Source organism: Thermodesulfobacteriota bacterium (genome assembly GCA_035559815.1).
GTDB lineage: Bacteria > Desulfobacterota_D > UBA1144 > Nemesobacterales > CSP1-2 > DATMAT01.
In genome coordinates this window covers 1-22643 of sequence record DATMAT010000056.1, presented here as the reverse complement: position 1 = coordinate 22643, position 22643 = coordinate 1, and the positions used below count along the sequence as shown (strand labels likewise).

Sequence of the window (22643 nt, the reverse complement as noted above, 5' to 3'; positions counted from 1 at the left end):
ATAACGATGACGGAAAAAAATAAGCTGGGCATAATCCTCTTCATCATATCCGAAGCCAATTTCTTCCTCATGCTGATTTTGGCCTATGTTTATTATCACCGGGAATCTTCGGCTGTAGCGGATAGATTCCTCGAACCCGGGAAAACCGGCATCAACACCATTATTCTTTTGTCCAGCAGCCTGGCCGTGTGGCTGGCGGAGAGAAGCTTCAAAAAGGATAGTCAAAGGGGATTTCATTCGTGGCTACTGGTGACTATCATACTGGGAGTGGTATTCCTCCTCGGTCAGGGCATAGAGTGGTCTGGCCTGATTAACCAGGGTATCACCATTAGCCAGGGTCTTTTCGGCACCACTTTCTTTACCCTTACCGGATTTCATGGATTTCACGTCTTTGTTGGGCTGGTCATGCTTACTATTCTTCTCGGCTTGGCCATTAGTGGCAATATAAAAGGCAGACAATCGAGAGCGGTAGAGAGCATTTCACTATACTGGCACTTTGTAGACGCGGTGTGGATAGTCGTGTTTTCTGTTGTTTATCTGGGGGTGTACCTATGACCGCATGGCAATTATTGACGGAGAGTTGGAGCTTTAAGCCGTTGGTCTTGGCAGGATGTACAGCTCTGATCTTGGGCTATGCGGCGCTTATTCGCCTCCGCTTCACCGGGAAAACACTCTATTTTATATCCGGGGTTTTACTCTTGTTTCTCTCTTTGGTCTCCCCGCTTAACGCTCTTGCTCACGGCTTTCTTTTTAGTGCCCACATGCTTCAGCATATCTTTCTTCTTTTGATAGTACCGTTGTTGTTTTTACTGGGCATTCCTTCTTCGCTTGCAGAGAAGTTGTTATTAAGACCGCGTGCTGCCGCGGTCGAGAGTGTACTGAGGGGACCGGTTATTGCCTGGTTATCGGGAGTGGGTGCGATGTGGGTGTGGCACGTTCCGGTTCTCTATGATGCCGCATTAAAGAGCGAGAGCCTACATGTTATTCAACAGTTATCGCTTCTGGTAGCAGGGGTAATATTCTGGTGGCCAATCTTTTCGCCGTTCGAGGGATCTCGCCTCAATCCGCTGGTCTCGGTTCTATATCTCTTCTCTGCGTGCGTTGGATGCACCGTACTGGGCATTGTCATAACATTTGCTCCGGCGGGTCTCTTTGCGACGTCTCATCTTCATGTGGTTGATACTCAAGGCATTATCGGTCTCGTTCGAGACGATTGGGGTATTTCCAGGAGTGTTGACCAACAGGTGGGCGGGCTTTTGATGTGGGTACCATGTTGTCTTTTATACAGTTCTATCATCATGAGTATCTTAGCCCGTTGGTATAAAGCCCCTGAAGAGAGTGTCGTATCGACACTAACTGCTGATGGTATGTCACCAGTCGCTATTAGTTCTGCAGGAAAGGTGGAAATCTGATGTCTGATATGCAATCGGAATCGAGTCCGTGGGTTGCGCCTCAACCAAAAAAAACGGATATAGAATCTCGACCTGTCTCCGAAATGAAAGATGGATGGGATACGCTTAAACCGGAGACCTTGCCCAAACCGACCTACTGGCCCGCGGTTATGGCACTCGGAATCGCTTTTCTGGCTATGGGTTTGGCCACAAATTTACTTGTTTCAGGCGTCGGGCTTTTACTTTTTGCACTTTCCCTTGCCGGATGGATAGGAGAGATTATCCATGAACGACAAAAATGAAGAGTCGATAGAGTCTTCTGGTTGCAACCGCCGGCAGTTTTTTTCGAAGCTGAGCATCACCTTGGGTGGTGTCGCCGCATTGATAATTGGGTTTCCGATTGTGGGCTTTCTCTTATCCCCATTTCTGCGGAAGGTGCCCGAGGTTTGGCGACCTGTCGGCTCGGTGGATAGCTTCAAAGTAGGCACCACCGTTGTAGTTAAATATCTCGATGCATCCCCGCTCCCCTGGGCTGGTGTTACCGCAAATACCGCAGCCTGGCTCCGTCGGGACAGTGAGGATAAGTTCATTGCATTTTCGATTAACTGCACCCACTTGGGTTGCCCGGTCAGATGGCTTTCTGATGCCGAGCTTTTCATGTGTCCTTGCCATGGCGGGGTATATTACAAGGATGGTGAGGTGGCTGCCGGTCCCCCGCCTAAACCATTGCCCCGGTATCCGGTACGGGTGAGGAATGGCCAGGTGGAGATTATGGCCAGTCCAATCCCAATTACTACAATTTAGAGGAGAGGTAATGAGAGTTCTCAAGAATGCCTGGCAATGGTTTGATGACCGCACCGGAATATCCGGCTCCATAGGGCCGATTGCTAGGCATCCGGTCCCTCCGGGAACGGGCTGGTGGTATGTTTTCGGAAGCGCCACGCTTATTGCCTTCACCATCCAGGTCGTCACCGGAATAGCCCTATCCCTTATGTACGTTCCCTCTTCATCGCAGGCTCACGACAGCCTTTTATTCATCACCAACGAGGCCTTCCTCGGCCGGTTCCTCCGGGGTATGCATCACTTCGGTGCATCGGCCATGATGCTCCTTGTAGGCATACATATGATACGAGTCTTTCTCATGGGCGCATACAAATATCCGCGGGAGATGAGCTGGATCAGCGGGGTTGCCCTATTCGCTTTCACCATAATAATGGCTTTCACCGGCCAGCTTCTACGCTGGGACCAAAACGCCATCTGGTCGACTATTGTAGCGGCGGAGCAGGCGGGTAGGGTTCCCATAATCGGCGAGTGGATTGCGCGTTTCATTCTTGCCGGAGGTACTATAGGAGCGGTCACCCTGAGCCGCTTCTTTGCCTTCCACGTCTTCTTTATCCCGGCGCTGATCTACGCCTTCATCGGGCTTCATCTTTATCTGGTGCTTAGAAACGGCATCTCCGACCCGCCTAAACCGGGGCAGCCGGTTGAACCGGGAACCTACCGCAACTGGTATCACTCCCTCATCAAGAATCGAGGTGTTCCATTTTGGCCTGACGCCGCCTGGAGGGATGTGGTCTTCGGGGTAGTCGTGATTGCGGTCATAGCGCTCCTGGCTATATTCGTAGGCCCGCCGGAGATCGGCAAGCCGCCCGACCCAAGCATCATCGAGGCTTACCCAAGACCGGACTGGTACTTCCTCTGGATATTTGCCTTGTTCGCTCTCCTTCCGGCAAATATCGAGTCCTACGTCATCTTTCTTGGGCCGCTAATTGTTGGGCTCATACTGATCTTGCTTCCATTTATTTGGAACAAAGGAGAACGAAGTCCACGGCGCCGTCCTTGGGCTGTTGGTATCGTGCTTGTTATCGTAATTATGGTGGGAACGCTCTGGATAGAAGGTATAAGAGCACCGTGGTCGCCCGATTTTTCTGCACAACCGCTTCCTGTAGAGGTGGTTGGTGCTACAAGCGGCCCGGTCCATGAGGGTGCCGAGCTTTTCTATTCTAAGGGCTGCGAGTTTTGCCATGCAATCTCGGGCCACGGAGGCCATCGCGGTCCAGACCTTACCTATATTGGCGACAGTCTCTCTCCTGATGAGATGACCTGGCGCATCTTGAATGGAGGGCTTAACATGCCCGCATTCGGCGGCAACCTGACGCCGGAAGAACTGGATTCGCTGGTGGCATTTCTTCAGTCGCGAAGGGTCAGGACTGGCGCGAAGGTGGTTGATTAAAATTGAGCGGGGTACGGGAAAAATGTCAGGATCGAATTGGTTTCTGATTTACATAAAACTAGGAAACGAATTAAATCGGGAGGATGTCTTTTGTTTTTGTAGGAACGCGCCAGGGCGCGTTCCTACCGTGAATGGAATCAAGAAATGAGATAGATACATCCTACGTTGAAGGAGCGTAATCTTGACAGATAAAGAGCTTGATCAACTCTGTATAAACACGATCCGCACCTTATCTATGGATGCGGTGCAGGCAGCCAATTCCGGGCATCCCGGAACGCCGATGGCGTTGGCGCCGGTGGCCTACTGCCTGTGGCAGCGATTCTTACGATTTGACCCTGATGACCCGGTCTGGCCCAATCGAGACCGGTTTGTTTTATCGAATGGACATGCTTCGATGTTGCTATATTCATTGTTGTACCTCTGTGGTGTGCAGGCAGTCAACCCGGAGTATGAAACACTTGGACAACCGTCTGTAACGCTCGACGATATAAAGAGATTCCGGCAGATCGACAGCAAATGCCCCGGCCATCCGGAATACCATTGGACCTCCGGCGTTGAGACTACCACCGGCCCTTTAGGGCAGGGGGTGGCAGTGAGCGTGGGGATGGCCATAGCCGGGCGGTGGATGGCCAGCTATTTCAACCGCCCTGGTTACGAGATGATAAATTACGATGTCTTTGCATTGTGCGGCGACGGCGATATGATGGAGGGCGTCAGCAACGAGGCGGCATCTCTTGCCGGTCATCTGAAGCTCTCCAACCTTTGCTGGATTTACGACAACAACAAGATCACCATCGAGGGGCATACGGAATTGGCCTTCAGTGACGACCTGGCCACCAGGTTTATTGCCTACGGCTGGAACGTGACCCGGGTAGGCGATGCTAACGACTTGGAGATGCTGGAACGGGCAATTAGGGTATTCAAGAACAGTAATGACAGGCCGACGCTCATTATCGTGGATAGCCATATCGCCTACGGGGCGCCCCACAAGCAGGACACGAGCGCCGCACACGGCGAGCCATTGGGCGAGGATGAGATCAGATTGGCCAAGCGAAATTACGGCTGGCCGGAGGACGCAAAATTCTTCGTGCCGGAGGGCGTGCAGGATCATTTTAAGCAGGGAATGGGCAAGCGTGGGCGAGAGCTACGCGATGCCTGGATGGCCAGGTTCAACGAGTACAAGTCAAAGTATTCAATTTTAGCCGACCACTTATACAAGATGCAGATTCGCGAGCTTCCCGAAGGCTGGGATAAAGACCTGCCCACATTTTCGACAGACCCGAAAGGTCTGGCCAGCCGCGACTCTTCGGGCAAGGTTCTTAACGCTATCGCCAAGAACGTGCCCTGGCTTATCGGAGGCTCTGCCGATTTAGCCCCGTCGACCAAAACCCGCCTTACATTCGAGGGAGCCGGGGATTTCAGCGCCGAGAACTATAGCGGGAGAAATTTTCACTTCGGTATCCGCGAGAATGCCATGGCATCTATACTGAACGGTCTTTCCCATTGCAAGGTTAGGCCGTACGGCTCTTCATTCCTTATCTTCAGCGATTACTGCCGGCCTGGAATCAGGTTGAGCGCTATAATGGAGCTTCCGGTCATCTACATATTCACGCACGATTCTATCGGGGTGGGAGAGGACGGCCCTACCCACCAGCCGGTAGAACAACTGGCATCACTACGGGCTATCCCCGGGTTGATAACGTTGCGCCCGGCTGATGCCAACGAGGTAGTCGAAGCCTGGCGGGTAATAATGAAGCTACGCCACCAGCCCGCAGTTTTGGTGCTCACCAGGCAGCCGCTTCCTACAATAGACCGCACGAAGTATGCTCCGGCCTCCGGTTTGGAAAAAGGGGCATACGTGCTTGCCGACGCCAAGGATGGGAAACCGGATGTTTTACTTTTGGCGACGGGAAGCGAGGTTTCCCTCTGTGTAAACGCTTATGAGCAGTTGGCTTCGGAAGGTATCAAGGCACGCGTGGTCAGCATGCCCTCATGGGAGCTTTTCGAGAAACAAGGTGAGGAATATAAGAGAAGTGTCATTCCTCCGGGGATTACGGCACGGGTCTCCGTGGAGCAGGCTTCTACCTTGGGATGGGAGCGGTACGTCGGTCTGACCGGCCACATCATCGGGATGAAAACATTCGGGGCTTCGGCGCCGCTCAAGGAACTACAGAAGAAATTCGGGTTCGTACCGGAAAAGATAGTGGCAGCGGCAAAAGAACAGTTGTCCAAAACGAGGTGAAATATGCGCGTGGTGATTGGCTCTGACCATGCTGGTTTTGAATTGAAAGAGAACCTGAAAGCTTATCTGCAGGAGTTAGGGCATCAGGTCATAGATGTGGGAACTCACAGCGTCGAGCCTGTGGACTATCCCGATTTTGCCGAGGCTGTCGGCAGGTCTCTCATAGAGGGCAAAGCGGACCGCGGGGTTTTAATCTGCGGGAGCGGCGTGGGTGCGTCGGTGGCGGCGAACAAGATGCCGGGTATTCGAGCAGGGATTTGCCACGATACGTATTCGGCACACCAAGGGGTAGAACATGACGATATGAACATCTTGGTTATGGGCTCCCGGGTTATCGGAATAGAACTGGCGAGAGAGCTTGTTCGCCACTTTCTTGGGGCTATATTCACCAATGAGGAACGCCACCGGAGAAGGCTGGAGAAGGTAAAAGAGATCGAGGTTCGTTACGGGAGAGGCGGGAAGGGATGAAAGAGATTTAAAAAAGGAGCGATAAATGAACAATCCACTCAAAAGCCTAAGCAAATACGGCCAGTCCGTCTGGCTGGACTATATCAGGCGTGGTCTCATCACCAGTGGTGAGCTAAAACGCATGATCGACGAAGACGGACTCAAGGGCGTGACCTCAAACCCGTCAATCTTCGAAAAGGCGATTACCGGGAGCACCGATTATAAAGACGTCCTTGACGAACTACTAAAAGAGAAAGACCTGGACCCGATGGCGGTCTACGAACGATTGGCCATCCGCGACATCCAGGACGCCGCCGACATATTCAGGCCGGTCTATGAACGGACGAAGAGACGGGACGGTTATGTCAGCTTAGAGGTCTCGCCTTACCTGGCACATGAAACGAAGGGTACGATCGAAGAAGCCAGGCGGTTATGGCGAGCGGTTGGGCGGGAGAACCTGTTGGTTAAGGTCCCGGCCACCCCCGAGGGTATTCCGGCTATCGAACAACTGATAAGCGAGGGCATCAACATCAACGTCACCCTGATATTTGCACTGGAAGCCTATGAGCAGGTCGCGCTCGCTTACATATCGGGACTGGAAAGGCTGGCGGCGGGTGGCGGCGATTTGAGTAAGGTGGCCAGTGTGGCCAGCTTCTTCGTCAGCCGCATTGATACTGCGGTGGACGCAATGCTTTCCGCCCGTTTAAAGACGGCAAAGGGCAAGAGAGAGAAGTCCGGCATTCAAGGCATCATGGGGAAGGTGGCCATAGCCAACGCTAAACTTGCCTATCAGAAATACAAGGAGATTTTTGGGAGCGATAGGTGGAATGCGCTTGCAAGTAAGGGTGCACAAACCCAGCGTGTACTCTGGGCCAGCACCAGCACCAAAAATCCAAAATACAGCGACGTGATGTACGTAGAAGAGCTTATAGGAAAGGATACCGTTAACACAATGCCGCCATCTACTATCGAGGCTTTTCGTGACCATGGGCATCCGCGTAAGAGCCTGGAAAAGGGAGTACAATCAGCCCATAAGGTCATGCAAAAATTAGAACAAATGGGCATTTCGATGAAAGAGGTCACCGACGGCTTATTAAAGGATGGAGTGCGGTTATTCTCCGAGGCATTCGACAAGCTACTCAACTCAGTTGACAGAAAATGCCGGTTTGCCCCCGGTGCAAAGATAGACCAGCAGAATTACTCTCTGTCCGATGATTTTAGGTCGCAGATGGAATCAACCCTGGATGAGTGGCAGGTTGCCGGAAAGGTAAGAAGGCTGTGGGCGCGCGATGCCTCTCTCTGGACCGGTACGGACGAGGGGAAATGGCTCGGCTGGCTGGGTATTACCGAAGACCAGTTGGCGCACTCTCGGCATTTGATCGACATTGCCGAGGAGGTGAAAAGCGCTGGCTTCTCACATGCGTTGTTACTGGGCATGGGCGGCTCGAGCCTTTGCCCGGAGATGCTCAGAATGACATTCGGCAAGATCGATGGCTACCCGGAGCTTCATGTCCTCGATTCGACTGACCCGGCGCGGATCAAGTCAATAGAAAGCAAGATAGACCCGGCCAACACCCTCTTCATAGTTTCCAGCAAATCCGGCACTACGCTCGAACCAAATATATTCAAACAGTACTTTTTCGAGCGTGTAAAGGAAGTTGTCGGGGCGGATAAAGCGGGGCAACGCTTTATCGCCATCACCGACCCCGGTTCTCACCTGCAACAGGTTGCAGAGAGCGAAGGATTCAGGCACGTCTTCTTCGGCTTGCCCAGCATCGGAGGCCGCTACTCCGCTCTCTCCGACTTTGGCATGGTTCCCGGGGCAATCATGGGTGTAGATACTCTCAAATTCCTCGACCGAGCCGATGAGATGGCCGTTTCATGCTCATCCTGTTTGCCGGTTAAAGACAATCCGGGGGTGGTGCTCGGCATTATACTGGGCGTGCTGGCCAAAAACGGACGAGATAAGGTGACCATCGTTACCTCGCCCGGTATCTGGGATTTCGGTGCGTGGCTGGAACAACTCCTGGCCGAGTCAACCGGCAAGGAAGGGAAGGGTCTCATTCCCGTCGATCGGGAAGCGCTGGGTCCGCCTGATGTGTACGGCAATGACCGGGTTTTCGCCTACATGAGGTTGGAGTCGGCCCCGGATGAATCGCAGGATAAGGCGGTGGATGCCCTGGAAAAGGCCGGACATCCAGTTGTCCGTATCTCCGTTGCGGATATATACGACCTGGGTCAGGAGTGCTTTCGGTGGGAGATGGCCACGGCCGTTGCCGGCTCCATAATCGGCATCAATGCGTTCAACCAGCCGGATGTCGAAGCGAGTAAGGTGGCGACCAGAAATCTTACCGCCGAGTATGAGAAGACCGGCTCGCTTCCCTCCGAGGCCCCCATTCTGGGGGAAGACGGCATCAAGTTGTTCTCTGATGAAAAAAATGCCGATTCCCTGGCCGGGGCGTCTGATGGTGATAAGTCACTGCTTGGCTACCTGCGGGCACATTTGAATCGGATAAGGCCAGGGGATTACTTTGCGATTTTGGCTTATGTGGAGATGAGCGAGGCGCATGAGAGGGAGTTACAGGAAATTCGTCTTGCCGTACGCGACAGGAAGCGCGTGGCCACCTGCCTTGGTTTTGGCCCTCGATTCTTGCATTCGACCGGGCAGGCATATAAAGGCGGGCCAAATACCGGTGTGTTTTTGCAAATTACATGCGATGATGCTATAGACCTTCCTGTACCCGGACAAAAATATACCTTTGGCATCGTCAAGGCGGCTCAGGCCCGCGGGGACTTCCAGGTCCTAGCCGAGCGCAACCGGAGGGCGCTCCGGGTTCACCTGGGAGCCGATGTGCCGGCGGGGTTAACCAGGCTGAAGCAGGTGATTGAGACGGCGTTGAGTTAAAAGTGTGGAAGTATGGGCGGGTGTGCGTATGGGCGAATCTCTCCCACACGCCCAGACTCCCAAACATCCAAACTAAGAAGGAGGCAAAATCAATGCAACTAGGAATGATTGGTCTTGGAAGAATGGGGGCTAACATGGTCAGGCGCCTGATGCGGAACGGGCATCAGTGCGTGGTGTTTGACCTGAGCCCCGATAGCGTGAAAGAATTGTCGAGCGAAGGGGCTACCGGCGCGACATCACTAGATGATTTCGTCAAGAAACTTACCAAGCCGCGTGTGGCTTGGGTCATGGTGCCGGCAGGCGACCCCACTGAGAAGACAGTCCTGGCCCTGGCCAAGCTCATGGAACCGGGCGACATCATCATCGACGGCGGAAATTCCTACTACAAGGATGATGTGCGCCGGGCAAAATTGGTTAAGGAGAAGGGTATCCATTACGTTGATGCAGGCACGAGCGGCGGAATCTGGGGTATAGAGCGGGGGTATTGTCTCATGATCGGGGGAGAAGAGGAGACGGTGAAGTATCTCGACCCTATATTCAAGACGTTAGCACCGGGGCGCGGAGATATACCGCGTACCCCTGGACGGGACAAGAAGGGGGGGACGGCGGAGGAAGGTTATTTACACTGTGGGCCCAGCGGCGCCGGACACTTTGTAAAGATGGTGCACAACGGTATCGAGTACGGCTTGATGCAGGCTTATGCCGAGGGATTTGATATCTTCAAGAATGCAAACTCGAAGGATTTGCCCGACGACCACCGTTATGACCTAAACCTTGCTGACATAGCCGAGGTGTGGAGGAGAGGGAGTGTCATAAGCTCGTGGCTTCTCGATTTATCGGCCATGGCCCTATTGGAAGACCAGACGCTCTCCAATTATACCGGCTTCGTTCATGATTCCGGGGAGGGGCGCTGGACGATCATGGCGGCCGTAGAGGAAGCGGTGCCGGCGGACGTGCTCTCGGCTTCTCTATATGCGCGCTTTCGCTCGCGGCAGGAGCACACATTCGGAGAGAAGCTGTTGTCGGCGATGAGGTACAAGTTTGGCGGCCATGTGGAGAGGCCGACGGGAGGATAGGGAAGTGTGGGCGTGTGGGAGTTTAGACGTATGGGTGTATGGGCGAATGGACACGTAAACTAGGGAGGAGGTGACAAATGGAATGTCCAGATGATAACAGTTTATCAAGTGTAGTTGCGGGACAACCCGGTGCTCCCTGTGTCATGGTTATATTCGGCGCCTCCGGCGACTTGACCAAGAGGAAGTTGATCCCGGCGCTATATAATCTAGCCAAGAGTAACCTCCTGCCCGGTGAGTTTGCCGTAGTTGGTTTTGCGCGCAATGATCTTAGCACGGAGGACTTCCGGGAAAAGATGACCCAAGAGATAAAGAAATTTGCCACAAGCCAGCTTGACCGGGATGTTTGGACTAATTTGGTGAATCGGTTCTATTATTTGGCCGGTGACTTTCAGAATCCTGATGACTATAAATCACTCCGGGACTTACTTTCACAAACAGATAAACAACATGGGACGAAGGGGAATTATTTTTTCTACCTGGCAACCGCGCCAGATTTCTTCTCCAAGATCGTTGAGCAAATAGGTGCAATCGGGCTGGCAAAAGAGGGGAACGGCCAATGGCGGAGGGTCATAATAGAAAAACCCTTTGGAAGCGACCTGGATTCCGCACGTGCCCTCAATCGGGAGATCAGCAAGGTGCTCGGTGAAAGCCAGATCTACCGGATCGATCATTATCTGGGCAAGGAAACCGTACAGAACATCTTGGTCTTCCGTTTTGCCAACGGTATCTTCGAGCCTGTTTGGAACCGCCGTTATATCGACCATGTGCAAATAACCGTTGCCGAAGACTTGGGCGTGGAGCAGCGAGGAGGCTATTACGATGGAGCGGGTGCGCTTAGGGACATGGTGCCCAACCACATATTTCAGTTGATTAGCCTGACCGGTATGGAACCGCCTATTTCTTTCGAGGCAGATGCGGTGCGTGATGAGCAGGTCAAGATTCTACATGCCATCCAGCCTATTTCTTCGGAGGAGGTGCTGAGGTCAACGGTAAGGGGGCAGTACGGTGAGGGTACGATCGGTGAAAAGCGTGTGCCCGGCTACCGGTCTGAGCCAAATGTTTCACCCGATTCCCGCACCGAGACGTTCGTGGCTATGAAGCTATACGTCGACAACTGGCGCTGGGCCGGGGTGCCGTTTTATCTACGAACCGGCAAGAGGCTCCCCCGGCGGGTTACCGAGGTGGCCATAAGATTTAAACGCGCTCCGTTTATGTTATTCCGTAAGACCCCCATCGAGAATTTGAGGCCCAATGAATTGGTGCTTCATATTCAACCGGATGAGGGCATCTCCCTCAGCTTCGGGGCTAAAGTGCCCGGGCCGACGCTCCGCTTGGGCACGGTTGATATGGACTTCCAGTATGAGAGGTACTTCGGCAGCACGCCGAGCACCGGTTATGAGCGGCTACTTTATGACTGCATGCTGGGGGATGCGACTCTATTCCAGCGTGCGGACATGGTGGAAGCGGGGTGGAGCGTGGTAACGCCGGTATTGGATGTATGGAAGGCATTACCCCCTCGTAACTTCCCCAACTATTCAGCCGGGTCCTGGGGGCCACAGGAGGCTGATGAACTGATGGTCAAGGACGGGCGCGAGTGGAGGAGATGCGACCGATGATTCTGGCCGGGGATATCGGCGGAACTCACACCAGGCTTGCCATTTTCGACTATCGGAATAGTCGGACGAAGCCGGTGTCTATGCGTATATACCCCAGTCGCGATTACGAAAGCCTTGACGCCATTGTTCGTGTTTTCGTGGGTGAACAAAAAATATCCGTGAACGCCGCATGCTTCGGTGTTGCCGGTCCGGTGAAGTACGGACGTTCGGAGACATCAAACCTGGCTTGGGTGGTGAATTCCCGGAAATTAGCCAGCGAGTTGAGTTTGGAAAGCGTAGAACTACTCAACGACCTTGAAGCAAGCGCATACGGCATAGCGCTGGTCGAGCCGAAGGATTTTGTCGTTCTCAACGAGGGAGTTACGGATGATGGAGGCATGGCCGCCCTCATTTCTGCTGGTACAGGCTTGGGTCAAGCCGGCCTTCGCTGGGAAGGTGGTTATTACAAACCTTTCCCTTCGGAAGGGGGACATGCTGACTTTGCCCCGCGAAATAAATTGGAAACGGAGTTGCTTCTTTTCCTGCTAAAACACTACGACCATGTGAGTTATGAGCGTGTGCTCTCCGGTCCCGGTCTATACAACATTTACAAATTTCTACGAGACAGCGGGCGCGGTGACGAGCCAGCCTGGCTTTCAGAGCGAATGGCTCATGATGATCCTTCTTCGGTCATTGCTCAAGCCGCACTTGAAGGAAGTAGCAAATTGTGTGTGCATTCTCTTGACCTGTTCGTGTCTATTTACGGAGCGGAAGCGGGAAATTTAGCCCTGAAATTCCTGGCCACGGGAGGAGTATTCGTGGGAGGGGGGATCGCACCCAAGATAATCGAGAAGCTCAGGGACCAGACGTTCATGGAAGCGTTCAAAGCGAAAGGACGCTTGAGGGCATTGCTCGAAGCGGTACCGGTGCGGGTGATTTTGAACGACCAGACAGCCCTCCTCGGCGCCGCCCGTTACGCAGCGATGAAGATGGACACAGTATAACGTCAGAGGTTTATTTGACTAAAGTTTTAATTGCGGATAAAGGAAAGAGTTTTAACGGAGTTTTTATTCTCTCCCGCAAGGAGGAGAAAGCTGTCAGGAAGCAAAAAAAGAGGAAAGTCATGGGTGCCATATACATTACAAACCAACTGTGAGAAAAGAACGGAGGCTATACCATATTGTCAGATAAAGCGGAGATACAGGTCCTATCCAATCTTCAGGAATTGACCCGGAGGGCGGCTGAGGAGTTTGTTTCTCAGGCGGCGGAAGCGGTTCAGGCAAAGGGATTATTCACCGTTGCGCTCTCCGGCGGCTCGACACCCAAAGGGCTTTACTCATTACTAGCCGATGGAAACGAGGGGTTTCGAGCAAGGGTGGCATGGGACAAGATTCATTTCTTCTGGGGCGATGAGCGCCATGTCCCGCCCGACCATCCCGAGAGCAATTACCGCATGGCCTACGAGGCTTTGTTATCAAAGGTGCCGGTACCACCGGATAATGTACACCGTATCAAGGCGGAGAATCCAAACGCTGCCGACGCGGCCAAGGATTATGAAGAAATTCTTCATGGATTCTTTAAACTAGGGCAAGGACAAAAACCGCGCTTCGACCTGGTGCTCTTGGGAATGGGCCCTGAAGGCCATACCGCTTCGCTCTTTCCCGGGAGTGAAGCCATTCACGAAGAGAGCAGATTAGTTGCTGCCCCATGGGTGGGGAAGTTCAAAACATATCGTATCACGCTAACGCCGCCCGTGTTCAATAACGCCCGGTACATTCTTTTTCTGGTCAGCGGTGAAGAAAAAGCGGAGACCCTGAGATCGGTTCTTCAAGGGGAGTATCGGCCTGACCAGTTTCCGGCGCAGGTGATTCAGCCAATGAATGGAAATCTGGTCTGGCTGGTAGATCGGGAAGCTGCACGATTTTTAGAGCCCGATATGGAATAACCATCCTTATGGATTGATTGATAAGGATACTAGGTGCTCATTTTTTATCATGCCCGCTTAAATATTGAACATGCTGAACCGAGCTTAAATCGAGGCCTTTTTAAAGATTATAAATTTTCACTGGCTCGTATGGTATGAATATTGCCAATAACTAACTATTTAGATGCTTAGTCTGCCTGATGAAGGGTTTCTAGCGATGATTTGCGCAAGCTTGAAAGGGCAAATTGTTATAAAAAACATGGAATGAATCTTTGCCGTTATGTTCGATCTTCATCTCTTACAGCGTTAGTTTTGCGAACCATAGTCACTTCACTACCGTTTTTAGTAAGCTGGTTGGGGTAACGCCAAATGCGTACAGGAAAAATATTAATGCATAACATTCATGAATTTAGACATATTAGACATGGTATAACAAAACCCTAATCTTTTTTATAAAGGAGGTCACAGAAATGCGCGCAGCACGAATGCATGGTTACAAGCAGACGCTTGTGCTCGAAGATGTCAAGGTTCCAGACATGGCTGCTGACGAGGTCTTGATAAGGGTCACGGCGGCTGGAATGTGCCGTACGGACTGGCAACTCTTAGATGGTTATTTTAAGGACTACCACTCGCCAACGTTTCCGATCACCCCAGGCCATGAAATTGCCGGGGCTGTGGAAAAGATAGGCAGTCTCGTGCCTAATACTTCTGGGTTGGCCGAGGGTGACCAGGTCGTTGTTGTCGGCGGCTGGGGAGACGGCACCTGCCGCTGGTGTCAGGTAGGCGACACACAGATTTGTGGGCATGGGAGGTGGCCCGGGTTCGGCCCCTACGGTGGCTATTCAGAGTTTATCCCAGTTCCATACAAGTACCTCATACGCGTAGACGAAAAATACAACCTGAAAGCAGAAGAACTGGCGCCTCTCACCGACGCAGGGCTCACGCCGTATAGAGGAATCAAGAAACTTCGGGACGCGGGTGCCCTTGGGCCGGACAGGGTCCTGGCTGTTTTCGGCGTAGGCGGCCTGGGTACTTACGCGGTCCAGTATGCAAAGCTTCTTTCGTCCGGGGCAACAGTGGTGGCGTTCGCCAGAAATGAGGAAAAACTGGCCATTGCCAAGGAGAACGGCGCAGACCACGTCATCAACACCAGGGGCAAATCAATCGACGATATCCGTAAGGAGCTACTTAAAGGAACTGACCACAGAGAGATCGATGCCGTGGTGGATTGTGCCGGTGCGGAAGAAACTATCCAGATGGGATTTAGCCTGCTCTCGACGGCAGGCACGTATGTCTCTGTCGGTCTGGTCGGCAGCCGCATCAACATTCCCCTCTTTCCCTTTGTTGCCCGGGAATTCACGTATCACGGCTCTTTCTGGGGCAACTACAACGACCTGAGTGAGGTCGTGGCCCTGGCCCAACAGGGAAAAATTAAGCACACTGTGAAAAAAGTCGGGTTCGAAGATATCAATGAGAATCTAGAATTGCTTCGCGACGGCGACATCATAGGGCGTGCAGTCATAACTTTCTAAGTGTGCGTCCATAGTCACCGCGTAGGTGAATACTAATCGGCCCTTCTGAATCAGAGGTTAATGGACTTAGGCCATCTGACACCGAATCATACATCTTTACTCGAGCGTGTCAGACTCTCCGTTGTGGAATCGCCGCAACTTACTTCGAGGCTACGGCTTCACGCGCTGCCAGAACTCGTTAAAGACGGTGCTGTCGAAGAAGGCGAATGCCTTGACCACCTTGCCGTCGCGCATGTCGAGGAACCAGGCATACGTATTGGCGTAGGGCTTACCGTCGCGCGCCGTACCGTTGGCATCAAAGAAGATGATAACCGTGTCTCCGTCGGCGTAGATGTTGCGGATCGTCGGCTTCAGGCCGACGCTCATGCGGGCATTGAACAGCCGGATCACCTCGCCCATGAAGGCTTCCTTGCTAGGATAGGTCTTTGATGCCGCCGAATGACCGACGATGGTCCAGCTCGCGTCGTCGGCCAGCAGGTCGTACGGGCTGCCGGTTCCAGCCCTCCAGGCGTCGAAACTGGCCTGGACGACTGCTTTATTACGTGCTTCGATTTCGTCCTTGGTTTGAGCCATGGCTATATCTCCCAATGAGGTTGCGAAAAAGACAACAAAGAGTGTAATGATGATTATGCGGACAGAAGAGACCCCGAAAAAAAATTCCATTAGGTGCGGAAGGCGTGCAAACGGATCCGGGACCTTCACCTTAAACGCCATCAACGCTTGGCCTGACCCCGTAGTGCGTTCGGTGAGGGGAAACCTCTTCTTCCTCATGTTGTTCGTCTCCTTTGTCTTGGGGATTCAAAACCCTGGTTGTTGAACTGATCGACTGTATCGGTAGAGAAACTATCACAACTCCGAACTTCGGTCAACTCAGACTCGGCCGTGCAGGTATATGGAAGGGCTTACAGATCCTGAGGTAGCAAATAATCGAGGCTTTCTCTCTCGGATGTTAAGTAGGGGATTCTCAGGGCAAGACTTTTCTTAAGGGATAGGATTTCACTATTTTTCTATGTATGGAGAAATAATATCTATGGTCTGGTTCTTTCGGTGAGCTTTGAAGTCTTAGCGAGGGTTTGAAAGACGGCTATTAAAGGGTTAGAGTAAGAGGCCATCTCGAATTTATTTCAAGACCTGGGCCCGGGGACTGACACTTTTCTCAAAAGCTTCCGGCTTTTTGATGCCCAGCTTCCGCATCCTGGAACGGAGGGTACCGGGGTTAATACCCAAAATCATGGCCGCGCCCCGCTTGCCGTCGATTACCCAATTGGTTTTTGCGAGCGCCTGAAGTATATGCGAGCGCTCCATATGCTCGAGCGTTTCTAAGTTTAAACCCTGAGAATCTGTGTCCGGTCTGATGTCAATTAAATCTTCAACCTGTAGGGTATTTCCATGAGCAAGGATGACTGCCCGCTCGATTACATTCTCCAGCTCCCGGGCATTCCCCGGCCAATGATAAGACAGCAGGGCGTCCATGGTTTTTTTGGGGATTACCTCAACCTTTTTACCTAGTTTGGTGGAATATTTTTCGGTGAAATAACTTACCAGAAGCTCAATATCATCCTGTCGTTCCCGAAGCGGGGGGATTAAAATAGGGAAGACGTTTAGTCTGTAGTAAAGGTCCGGCCGGAAATTCCCTTCCCCGACCGCTTTTTTCAGGTCCCTATTTGTGGCGGCTATAACCCGGACATCGACCTTGATGGTTTGAGAACCGCCCACTCGTTCAAACTCTCCTTCTTGCAGGACGCGCAATAGTTTAACCTGGGTGTCTTGGGGCAATTCACCGACCTCATCTAAAAAAATTGTGCTGTCGTTTGCCAGCTCAAAACGCCCCACTCTACGCTGAATCGCCCCGGTGAAGGCCCCTTTTTCGTGGCCGAATAGCTCACTCTCTACCAGCCCTGGAGAAATCGCCCCACAGTTGACCTTGATTAGAGGCCGGTCCCTTCGAGGGCTCAGGTTGTGAATGGCATGGGCTACCAGTTCCTTGCCGGTCCCGGTCTCGCCCTGAATTAGGACGGTGGCATCGGTAGGCGCTACCTGCTCCACTTTGCGGAGCACGTTCTTGAGTGCCTGGCTTTCGCCTATGATCTCTTCAAAGTTGTGTTCTGTTCTTATCTCTTCCCGTAGATATACGTTCTCGGCCTGAAGCCGGTTTTTAAGCCTTTCTACTTCTGACAAGGCTTCCTTTAAAGCCTCCGCCTGCTTTGCATTCTTGATGGCTATCTCTATTTGATGTCTCACCGTGTTTAGAAGTTTTTGTTCTTCTTCGTTGAAGGAGTTTTCCTTGAAAGAATTTATGCCTATGACACCAAATATCTGGCCCTCAAACCTTATGGGCATAGACAGGTAACTCTTTATTCCTGCTTTCCTTCCGGCAGGGCCAATGATCGTGTCCTGGTCTGTATCCGGGCAATATATAGTCTCTCGGTTTAACGCTGTCTTCCAGATAAAGCCCTTGGGATATGGGATCCTTCCCGCCATCTCGATATACTCTTCGGTGTAGCCTTTATGTGCCTTAAGAACTGCTTCATCTCCTTCGATCAAATAGATCTCGACGATGTCTGCCTGGTCCATATTCTTGTTTATGGCATCAACGGCGTTGTCTAGCACATCCTGCAAGTTGATTGTCTGGTGTATGCTTCGGCCTACGGCGCTAACTATACTCTCGTACCGGGTTTTCTTCGATAACTGCGCGAAACTCTCTTTAAGTGTCTCCTCAGTGCGCTTTCGTTCGAGTGCGTTTGCGAACATTTCCCCTACGATCTTTAGAAGTTCGATGGTGTCTTCGCTCCATGTTTTTTCGGTTCGAACGGAATCAAAACCCAGAAATCCAATGGGGGACCCGCCAAAAACCAGGGAGACGATGACCAGCGAGCGAATATCCTGAAATTCAAATTCTTTCTTCTCGGCGCTGGCTTCGGGTGGCAGGTCTGAGACGCGGGGCACATGCACTACCTCTCCCCTTTTAAGCTTTCCCATGAGCCAGGGAAAGTCATCAACTAGTTGTCCCTTTAGCCTATGGATCTGCGGCTCTACCCCGGAAGCACACCATTCATGGGTGTTGTCCACTATCCTTCCACTGTCCCGATAAAGGAATATATAACTGCGGTCAACCTCGGCAAATTCCCCTATCGCTTTTAAGGCGTAATTAATACCTTCATCAATTTCATCCGATGCCAGGTTTATGAAGTGTGTGGATAGAGACGATATGAGATTGCCGAATCTAACTCGGTATTCTAGTGCCTCTTCCGCGCGCATACGCTCTGTAATGTCGCGAGAGATGCAAACTATCCGAACCTCCCCCGTAGTCCTCTTGAACGGCGTACACACGCCCTCAAACCATCGCCACTCTCCATTCTTGTGTCGCAGCCTGAATATGCCGCGTGAAGAGGAGAACGTATTCACCATTCTGGTGAATTCAGTCTTAAAGTCGGCCAGGTCATCAGGGTGACAGGTTTCATTCTTCTCAAAAATGCTTTTGCCTATGATCTCATCAGGCTCATAACCTAACACTTCCTTATAGTTAGGACTGAAATAGAGCCATCGTCCGTCGCTGCTTGCTTCAGATATTAAGTCGTACGCGTTTTCAACCAGTGTACGGTACCGTTCCTCACTATCCCGGAGCGCCTGCTCAGCGCGCCTGCGCTCGGTAACATCGCGAAAACTCCATACCCTTCCCACAACCTTTTCTCCAATTCGCTGAGGCTGGGAATAACGCTCGAATATCCTGCCATCGTTAAGCTCGAGCACGTCGTAGCTTTCCGCCTCCGGTTGGCTGTACAACTCCTTCACCTTTTTGAGAAAGTTTTCCGGGTTTTTTAATTGGTCGAGGACGAACTCGAGCGCTTGATTATCATCCCGTGAATCAATGATGGAATCAGGGATATTCCACATGTCTACAAGTTTCCGATTAAAACTGACTATCTTCCCTCCAATGCTGACCACAAGAATTCCGTCGGCAGTCGATTCCAGGGTCGCATTTAGTAGGGAGAGGGATTCTTCAAGTTCTTTTAAAACGTCGGGGGTGCTCATATCAAATAAATAGCGGTTGGTAATTTCCTTGATTCCCGTAAATATTGTATCAGTTAAGCCTGCGTGTTCAAGGAAAAAAGAATATTTTTTTCGTGATATTTCACGACAGTTGTGATATTTCTCAGGATAGCCTGCCTTCAAATAGCGGATAAATAGCAATTGGAAACAGCAAAAATACTGTAACATAAGCCACTTAGGTGTTAGCTGGGCTGCTTTTTTATCTTGGCACATTCTTTGCTAAATTCTGATGACTAAAAAATAAGGCCGCAAAAGTTGAAAAAGTTGTTTGTCCTTTAAAAGTAGAAACGGCCCGCATAAAGGTTTACATAAGCTGTACGCGAGGTGAAAAATGGGAAGAGCTAACATAGTCGAAGAAAAAGCAGGAATAGGGAAAGAATCACAGCTTTTTGGCTCGATAGCAGGAAAAGGCAGGGCTATACCCGAGTCTTTGTCCGGAAGAGGCTTAAATTATAAAGTAATATTAAACCACAAAGAGTTATCTGATGAGGAGCTGGTCAGGAGCTTCGTCGAAGCTCAGGATGAAGAGGCTTTTGATGAACTGGTAAATCGTTATGCGGACAAGATTTACAGGCTTGCATTAAGGATTACACGAAACCCCAGTGATGCAGAGGATGTCCTGCAAGAGGTATTTATCACCCTCGTAGGGAAGCTCAATACCTTTCATGAAGAGTCTAAGTTCTCCACCTGGCTCCATAGGGTGGCATCAAATGCTAGTTTCATTCACTTAAGGTCTGAGACGAAATACAAGAATAATGTGACCCTTGAGGATTACACTCCTTATAACCAGGATGGAGTGCTGGAAGGGGTTGAAGCAAAAGACTGGAGCGGTAGGCCTGATGAGATACTCCTCAGCAAAGAAGTGATGGAGATAATAGAAAGTGCGGTGAATGAGCTTCCAGAGCCGTATAGAATAGTTTTTCATTTAAGGGATGTTGAAGGACTGACAAATCATGAGGTGGCAAAAATATTGAGGCTTTCCCTCCCGAATGTTAAATCCAGGATTCTTAGAGCTAGGCTTTTTCTAAGGGATAAGCTTTCAGATTATCTACCCATGGACGGGGAAAATAATTCGTATCCTTTCACTTAGTTTTATATCTAATCGGATAATTGGCTCTAGACGGGAAATAGGAAAGATTCGAAAAATACGAGGGACAAATGCTTAGGAGGATACTGCTCATGATTCGTCGTGGTTGGATTGGGTCCTTTCTTCTTCTCGTGGCGCTGGTCGGGACCGGGGGCGGTCTGGCTGCGTGGAAGTACGCATCCATACAGGAGGCCAATTTTGCTTCTGCAAACCAGCCCGAACCGATGGAGTCGGTGATGGCCGCAGTTGCTAAGGAACGCGAGCATCGTCCGACGATGACGTCGATCGGGACGGTCCTGGCCCTGCGCTCGATCACCCTGCGTAACGAGCTTCCGGGCACAGTCCGCCAGGTGATGTTCACACCGGGGCAGGTGGTCGATGAGGGTGAGCTACTGATAGCTCTCGATGTATCTGTCGAAGAGGCTGAGCTTAAGGCCCTGCAGGCGCAGGCTGCCCTTGCCGAGACGACGCTCGCCCGTATGCAGCGCTTAACCCAGAGCCGTGCCGCCTCCCAAGAGGAGTTAGACCGCGCCCGTGCGGAGCGCGATGTGGCCCTGGCACAGATTGCGCGCATCAGGGCGATCATCGCCAAGAAGACCATACGTGCGCCTTTCCGTGCGCGGGTGGGTCTAGCGGATGTGCACCCTGGCCAGTATTTGAACGAGGGCACCCAGCTCACCACGCTCCAGGGCGTCGACGATGCTGTGCACGTGGACTTTGCCGTTCCACAGTGGGTGGCTATGGGCCTTCGTGAAGGTGAAAGTGTGGACGTTTTCGCCACCAGTAACTCATCGCCAACCACCGCAAAGATCGTGGCGATCGATGCGCGCATCGACCCGACCACCCGGAACGCCATGGTGCGCGTGAGGGTCGAGGGTGCTGCCTATGCACCTGCACCGGGTGCCTCGGTACGGGTCAGGGTTCCGGTGGGCCAGTCCAGTAAGGCCGTAGCCGTCCCGGTGAGTGCCTTGCGCAAGGGACCGGACGGCGACCACGTATTCGTGCTTACGCCGGATGATAAAGGTATGACCCGAGCGCACGTCAGGCGGGTAAAGAGCGGCTCGGTAATCGACGACGAGGTGTTGATACTTGCCGGGCTCTCCCCCGGGGAGCGTGTGGCTACTTCTGGGTCCTTCAAGCTGCGTGAGGCGGCACTGGTTACTATTGCCAGCGACCACAGGACGGACTCACGTACGGAGAGGTGACAAGTGAACAGCGAGACAGATCTGGAACCACACAAAAAGGGCGGAGACGGCCGCTCATTCACCGACATCTTCATCAAACACCCGGTACTGGCGGTAGTGGTCAACTTGGTGATCGTGCTCGTGGGTTGGCGGGCGATAATGACCCTGCCGGTGCAACAGTATCCGCAGATAGAGAGCTCCTCCGTGGTGATCACGACTGTCTACTACGGCGCCAGCGCCGAGACCGTTCGTGGCTTCCTGACCACGCCCATCGAGCGGGCGGTAGCAGCCATCAGCGGCGTCGATTATATCGAATCTACCAGCCGCGCCGGTGTGAGCACCGTCACGGTGCGACTTAAGCTCAACCACAGCAGTACGGCGGCGCTGGCCGAGGTTACGGCGCGTCTACAGCAGATTCGCTCTGAGCTTCCGGCGGAAGCCGAGCCGCCGGTCGTCGAGGTGCAACGAGCCGACCGGCCGTATGCGTCGTTTTACCTGAGCTTCACCTCCACAGAACGGAGCGTCCCGGCCATCACCGATTGGCTAGCGCGCACGCTGCAGCCGCAATTCGCTACTCTATCCGGGGTCCAGCGCGTGACCATCGAGGGTGGACGCCAGATCGCCATGCGCGTCTGGCTCGATCCGGATCGACTGGCTGCGCTCAACCTGGCGCCCGGCGATGTACATGCAGCTCTAGAGCGCAATAACTACCTCGCCGCCGTCGGGCAAACCAAGGGCAACCTAGTGCAGGTGAATCTGCTTGCAAACACCGATTTGCGTGCGGTTGATGAGTTCAAAGACCTGGTGGTAGCCGAACGCGGTGGTGCCATCGTGCGGCTGAGCGATGTAGCCCGGGTCGAGCTAGGGGCCGAGGAGGCCGACATGGTCGCAAAGTTCAGCGACCAAGAGGCGGTTTACCTAGGGATTTGGCCAGTCGTCGGCTCGAACGAGATAGAGGTGGCACACCGTCTTAGAGA

Annotated in this window: 18 protein-coding genes; 16 read left to right on the top strand and 2 right to left on the bottom strand. The window is 52.4% G+C overall.

Annotation, left to right across the window (positions count from 1 at the left end):
* Positions 1-6: 6 nt before the first annotated feature.
* The 13 genes from VNN20_14010 (at position 7) to VNN20_13950 (ending at position 15345) form a co-directional block, all read left to right on the top strand.
* Positions 7-555 carry a heme-copper oxidase subunit III gene (locus VNN20_14010; GenBank protein ID HWP93305.1) on the top strand — a complete coding sequence of 183 codons (549 nt, stop codon included), beginning with the start codon at positions 7-9 and terminating at the stop codon, positions 553-555.
* Positions 552-1412: a cytochrome c oxidase assembly protein gene (locus VNN20_14005; protein HWP93304.1), complete on the top strand. Its 861-nt coding sequence runs from the start codon at positions 552-554 to the stop codon at positions 1410-1412. The genes VNN20_14010 and VNN20_14005 overlap by 4 nt, the downstream gene beginning before the upstream one ends.
* Positions 1412-1693: a hypothetical protein gene (locus VNN20_14000; protein HWP93303.1), complete on the top strand. Its 282-nt coding sequence runs from the start codon at positions 1412-1414 to the stop codon at positions 1691-1693. Before VNN20_14005 ends, VNN20_14000 begins: the two co-directional genes overlap by 1 nt.
* Entirely contained in the window at positions 1677-2195 is a 519-nt protein-coding gene (locus VNN20_13995; protein ID HWP93302.1) for a Rieske 2Fe-2S domain-containing protein, read from the top strand. The genes VNN20_14000 and VNN20_13995 overlap by 17 nt, the downstream gene beginning before the upstream one ends.
* A 10-nt stretch (positions 2196-2205) precedes the next feature.
* A complete protein-coding gene (locus VNN20_13990; GenBank protein ID HWP93301.1) occupies positions 2206-3624 on the top strand; it encodes a cytochrome b N-terminal domain-containing protein in 1419 nt (472 codons plus the stop codon).
* A gap of 181 nt (positions 3625-3805) precedes the next feature.
* Positions 3806-5866: a transketolase gene (gene tkt / locus VNN20_13985; GenBank protein HWP93300.1), complete on the top strand. Its 2061-nt coding sequence runs from the start codon at positions 3806-3808 to the stop codon at positions 5864-5866.
* Between the two features lie 3 nt (positions 5867-5869).
* Positions 5870-6334 (top strand): ribose 5-phosphate isomerase B, encoded by a 465-nt coding sequence (gene rpiB / locus VNN20_13980; protein ID HWP93299.1) that lies wholly within the window; start codon positions 5870-5872, stop codon positions 6332-6334.
* 25 nt (positions 6335-6359) lie between these two features.
* Positions 6360-9218 carry a bifunctional transaldolase/phosoglucose isomerase gene (locus VNN20_13975; protein ID HWP93298.1) on the top strand — a complete coding sequence of 953 codons (2859 nt, stop codon included), beginning with the start codon at positions 6360-6362 and terminating at the stop codon, positions 9216-9218.
* A 92-nt stretch (positions 9219-9310) separates the two neighbouring features.
* Positions 9311-10294: a decarboxylating 6-phosphogluconate dehydrogenase gene (gene gnd, locus VNN20_13970; GenBank protein ID HWP93297.1), complete on the top strand. Its 984-nt coding sequence runs from the start codon at positions 9311-9313 to the stop codon at positions 10292-10294.
* Positions 10295-10371: 77 nt separating this feature from the next.
* The gene (gene zwf, locus VNN20_13965; GenBank protein HWP93296.1) at positions 10372-11910 is read left to right on the top strand and encodes a glucose-6-phosphate dehydrogenase; all 1539 of its coding nucleotides are present in this window, start codon (positions 10372-10374) and stop codon (positions 11908-11910) included.
* Positions 11898-12893, top strand: a complete 996-nt coding sequence (gene glk, locus VNN20_13960) for a glucokinase (protein ID HWP93295.1) — start codon at positions 11898-11900, stop codon at positions 12891-12893. The genes zwf and glk overlap by 13 nt, the downstream gene beginning before the upstream one ends.
* Positions 12894-13069: 176 nt before the next feature.
* Positions 13070-13834 carry a 6-phosphogluconolactonase gene (gene pgl, locus VNN20_13955; protein ID HWP93294.1) on the top strand — a complete coding sequence of 255 codons (765 nt, stop codon included), beginning with the start codon at positions 13070-13072 and terminating at the stop codon, positions 13832-13834.
* 449 nt (positions 13835-14283) lie between these two features.
* Positions 14284-15345, top strand: coding sequence for an NAD(P)-dependent alcohol dehydrogenase (locus VNN20_13950; GenBank protein ID HWP93293.1), 1062 nt, complete (start codon positions 14284-14286; stop codon positions 15343-15345).
* A gap of 150 nt (positions 15346-15495) precedes the next feature.
* Here the strand turns inward: VNN20_13950 and VNN20_13945 are convergent, their stop codons facing one another.
* Together VNN20_13945 and VNN20_13940 are read right to left on the bottom strand one after the other, a co-directional pair.
* Positions 15496-16008 (bottom strand): nuclear transport factor 2 family protein, encoded by a 513-nt coding sequence (locus VNN20_13945; GenBank protein HWP93292.1) that lies wholly within the window; start codon positions 16006-16008, stop codon positions 15496-15498.
* A 456-nt stretch (positions 16009-16464) separates the two neighbouring features.
* Positions 16465-19377, bottom strand: coding sequence for a sigma 54-interacting transcriptional regulator (locus tag VNN20_13940; protein ID HWP93291.1), 2913 nt, complete (start codon positions 19375-19377; stop codon positions 16465-16467).
* Positions 19378-19726: 349 nt separating this feature from the next.
* Between VNN20_13940 and VNN20_13935 the strand changes: the two genes are divergently transcribed.
* From VNN20_13935 to VNN20_13925, 3 genes are all read left to right on the top strand, one after another.
* On the top strand, positions 19727-20485 hold the full coding sequence (locus VNN20_13935; GenBank protein ID HWP93290.1) for a sigma-70 family RNA polymerase sigma factor: 759 nt from the start codon (positions 19727-19729) through the stop codon (positions 20483-20485).
* A gap of 68 nt (positions 20486-20553) precedes the next feature.
* Positions 20554-21687 (top strand): efflux RND transporter periplasmic adaptor subunit, encoded by a 1134-nt coding sequence (locus VNN20_13930; protein ID HWP93289.1) that lies wholly within the window; start codon positions 20554-20556, stop codon positions 21685-21687.
* 3 nt (positions 21688-21690) lie between these two features.
* Positions 21691-22643 (top strand): efflux RND transporter permease subunit (locus VNN20_13925; GenBank protein HWP93288.1); only part of this gene is annotated, 953 nt, incomplete at its 3' end.

What these genes read in the sequence shown, in the direction of transcription:
- VNN20_13940 (HWP93291.1), bottom strand. Translation starts at nt 19,377, where the DNA reads ATGAGCACCCCCGACGTTTTAAAAGAACTTGAAGAATCCCTCTCCCTA.
- gnd (HWP93297.1), top strand. Translation starts at nt 9,311, where the DNA reads ATGCAACTAGGAATGATTGGTCTTGGAAGAATGGGGGCTAACATGGTC.
- VNN20_14010 (HWP93305.1), top strand. Translation starts at nt 7, where the DNA reads ATGACGGAAAAAAATAAGCTGGGCATAATCCTCTTCATCATATCCGAA.
- VNN20_13945 (HWP93292.1), bottom strand. Translation starts at nt 16,008, where the DNA reads ATGGAATTTTTTTTCGGGGTCTCTTCTGTCCGCATAATCATCATTACA.
- VNN20_13995 (HWP93302.1), top strand. Translation starts at nt 1,677, where the DNA reads ATGAACGACAAAAATGAAGAGTCGATAGAGTCTTCTGGTTGCAACCGC.
- VNN20_13950 (HWP93293.1), top strand. Translation starts at nt 14,284, where the DNA reads ATGCGCGCAGCACGAATGCATGGTTACAAGCAGACGCTTGTGCTCGAA.
- zwf (HWP93296.1), top strand. Translation starts at nt 10,372, where the DNA reads ATGGAATGTCCAGATGATAACAGTTTATCAAGTGTAGTTGCGGGACAA.
- VNN20_14005 (HWP93304.1), top strand. Translation starts at nt 552, where the DNA reads ATGACCGCATGGCAATTATTGACGGAGAGTTGGAGCTTTAAGCCGTTG.
- VNN20_13990 (HWP93301.1), top strand. Translation starts at nt 2,206, where the DNA reads ATGAGAGTTCTCAAGAATGCCTGGCAATGGTTTGATGACCGCACCGGA.
- VNN20_13930 (HWP93289.1), top strand. Translation starts at nt 20,554, where the DNA reads ATGCTTAGGAGGATACTGCTCATGATTCGTCGTGGTTGGATTGGGTCC.
- VNN20_14000 (HWP93303.1), top strand. Translation starts at nt 1,412, where the DNA reads ATGTCTGATATGCAATCGGAATCGAGTCCGTGGGTTGCGCCTCAACCA.
- VNN20_13935 (HWP93290.1), top strand. Translation starts at nt 19,727, where the DNA reads ATGGGAAGAGCTAACATAGTCGAAGAAAAAGCAGGAATAGGGAAAGAA.
- VNN20_13975 (HWP93298.1), top strand. Translation starts at nt 6,360, where the DNA reads ATGAACAATCCACTCAAAAGCCTAAGCAAATACGGCCAGTCCGTCTGG.
- glk (HWP93295.1), top strand. Translation starts at nt 11,898, where the DNA reads ATGCGACCGATGATTCTGGCCGGGGATATCGGCGGAACTCACACCAGG.
- rpiB (HWP93299.1), top strand. Translation starts at nt 5,870, where the DNA reads ATGCGCGTGGTGATTGGCTCTGACCATGCTGGTTTTGAATTGAAAGAG.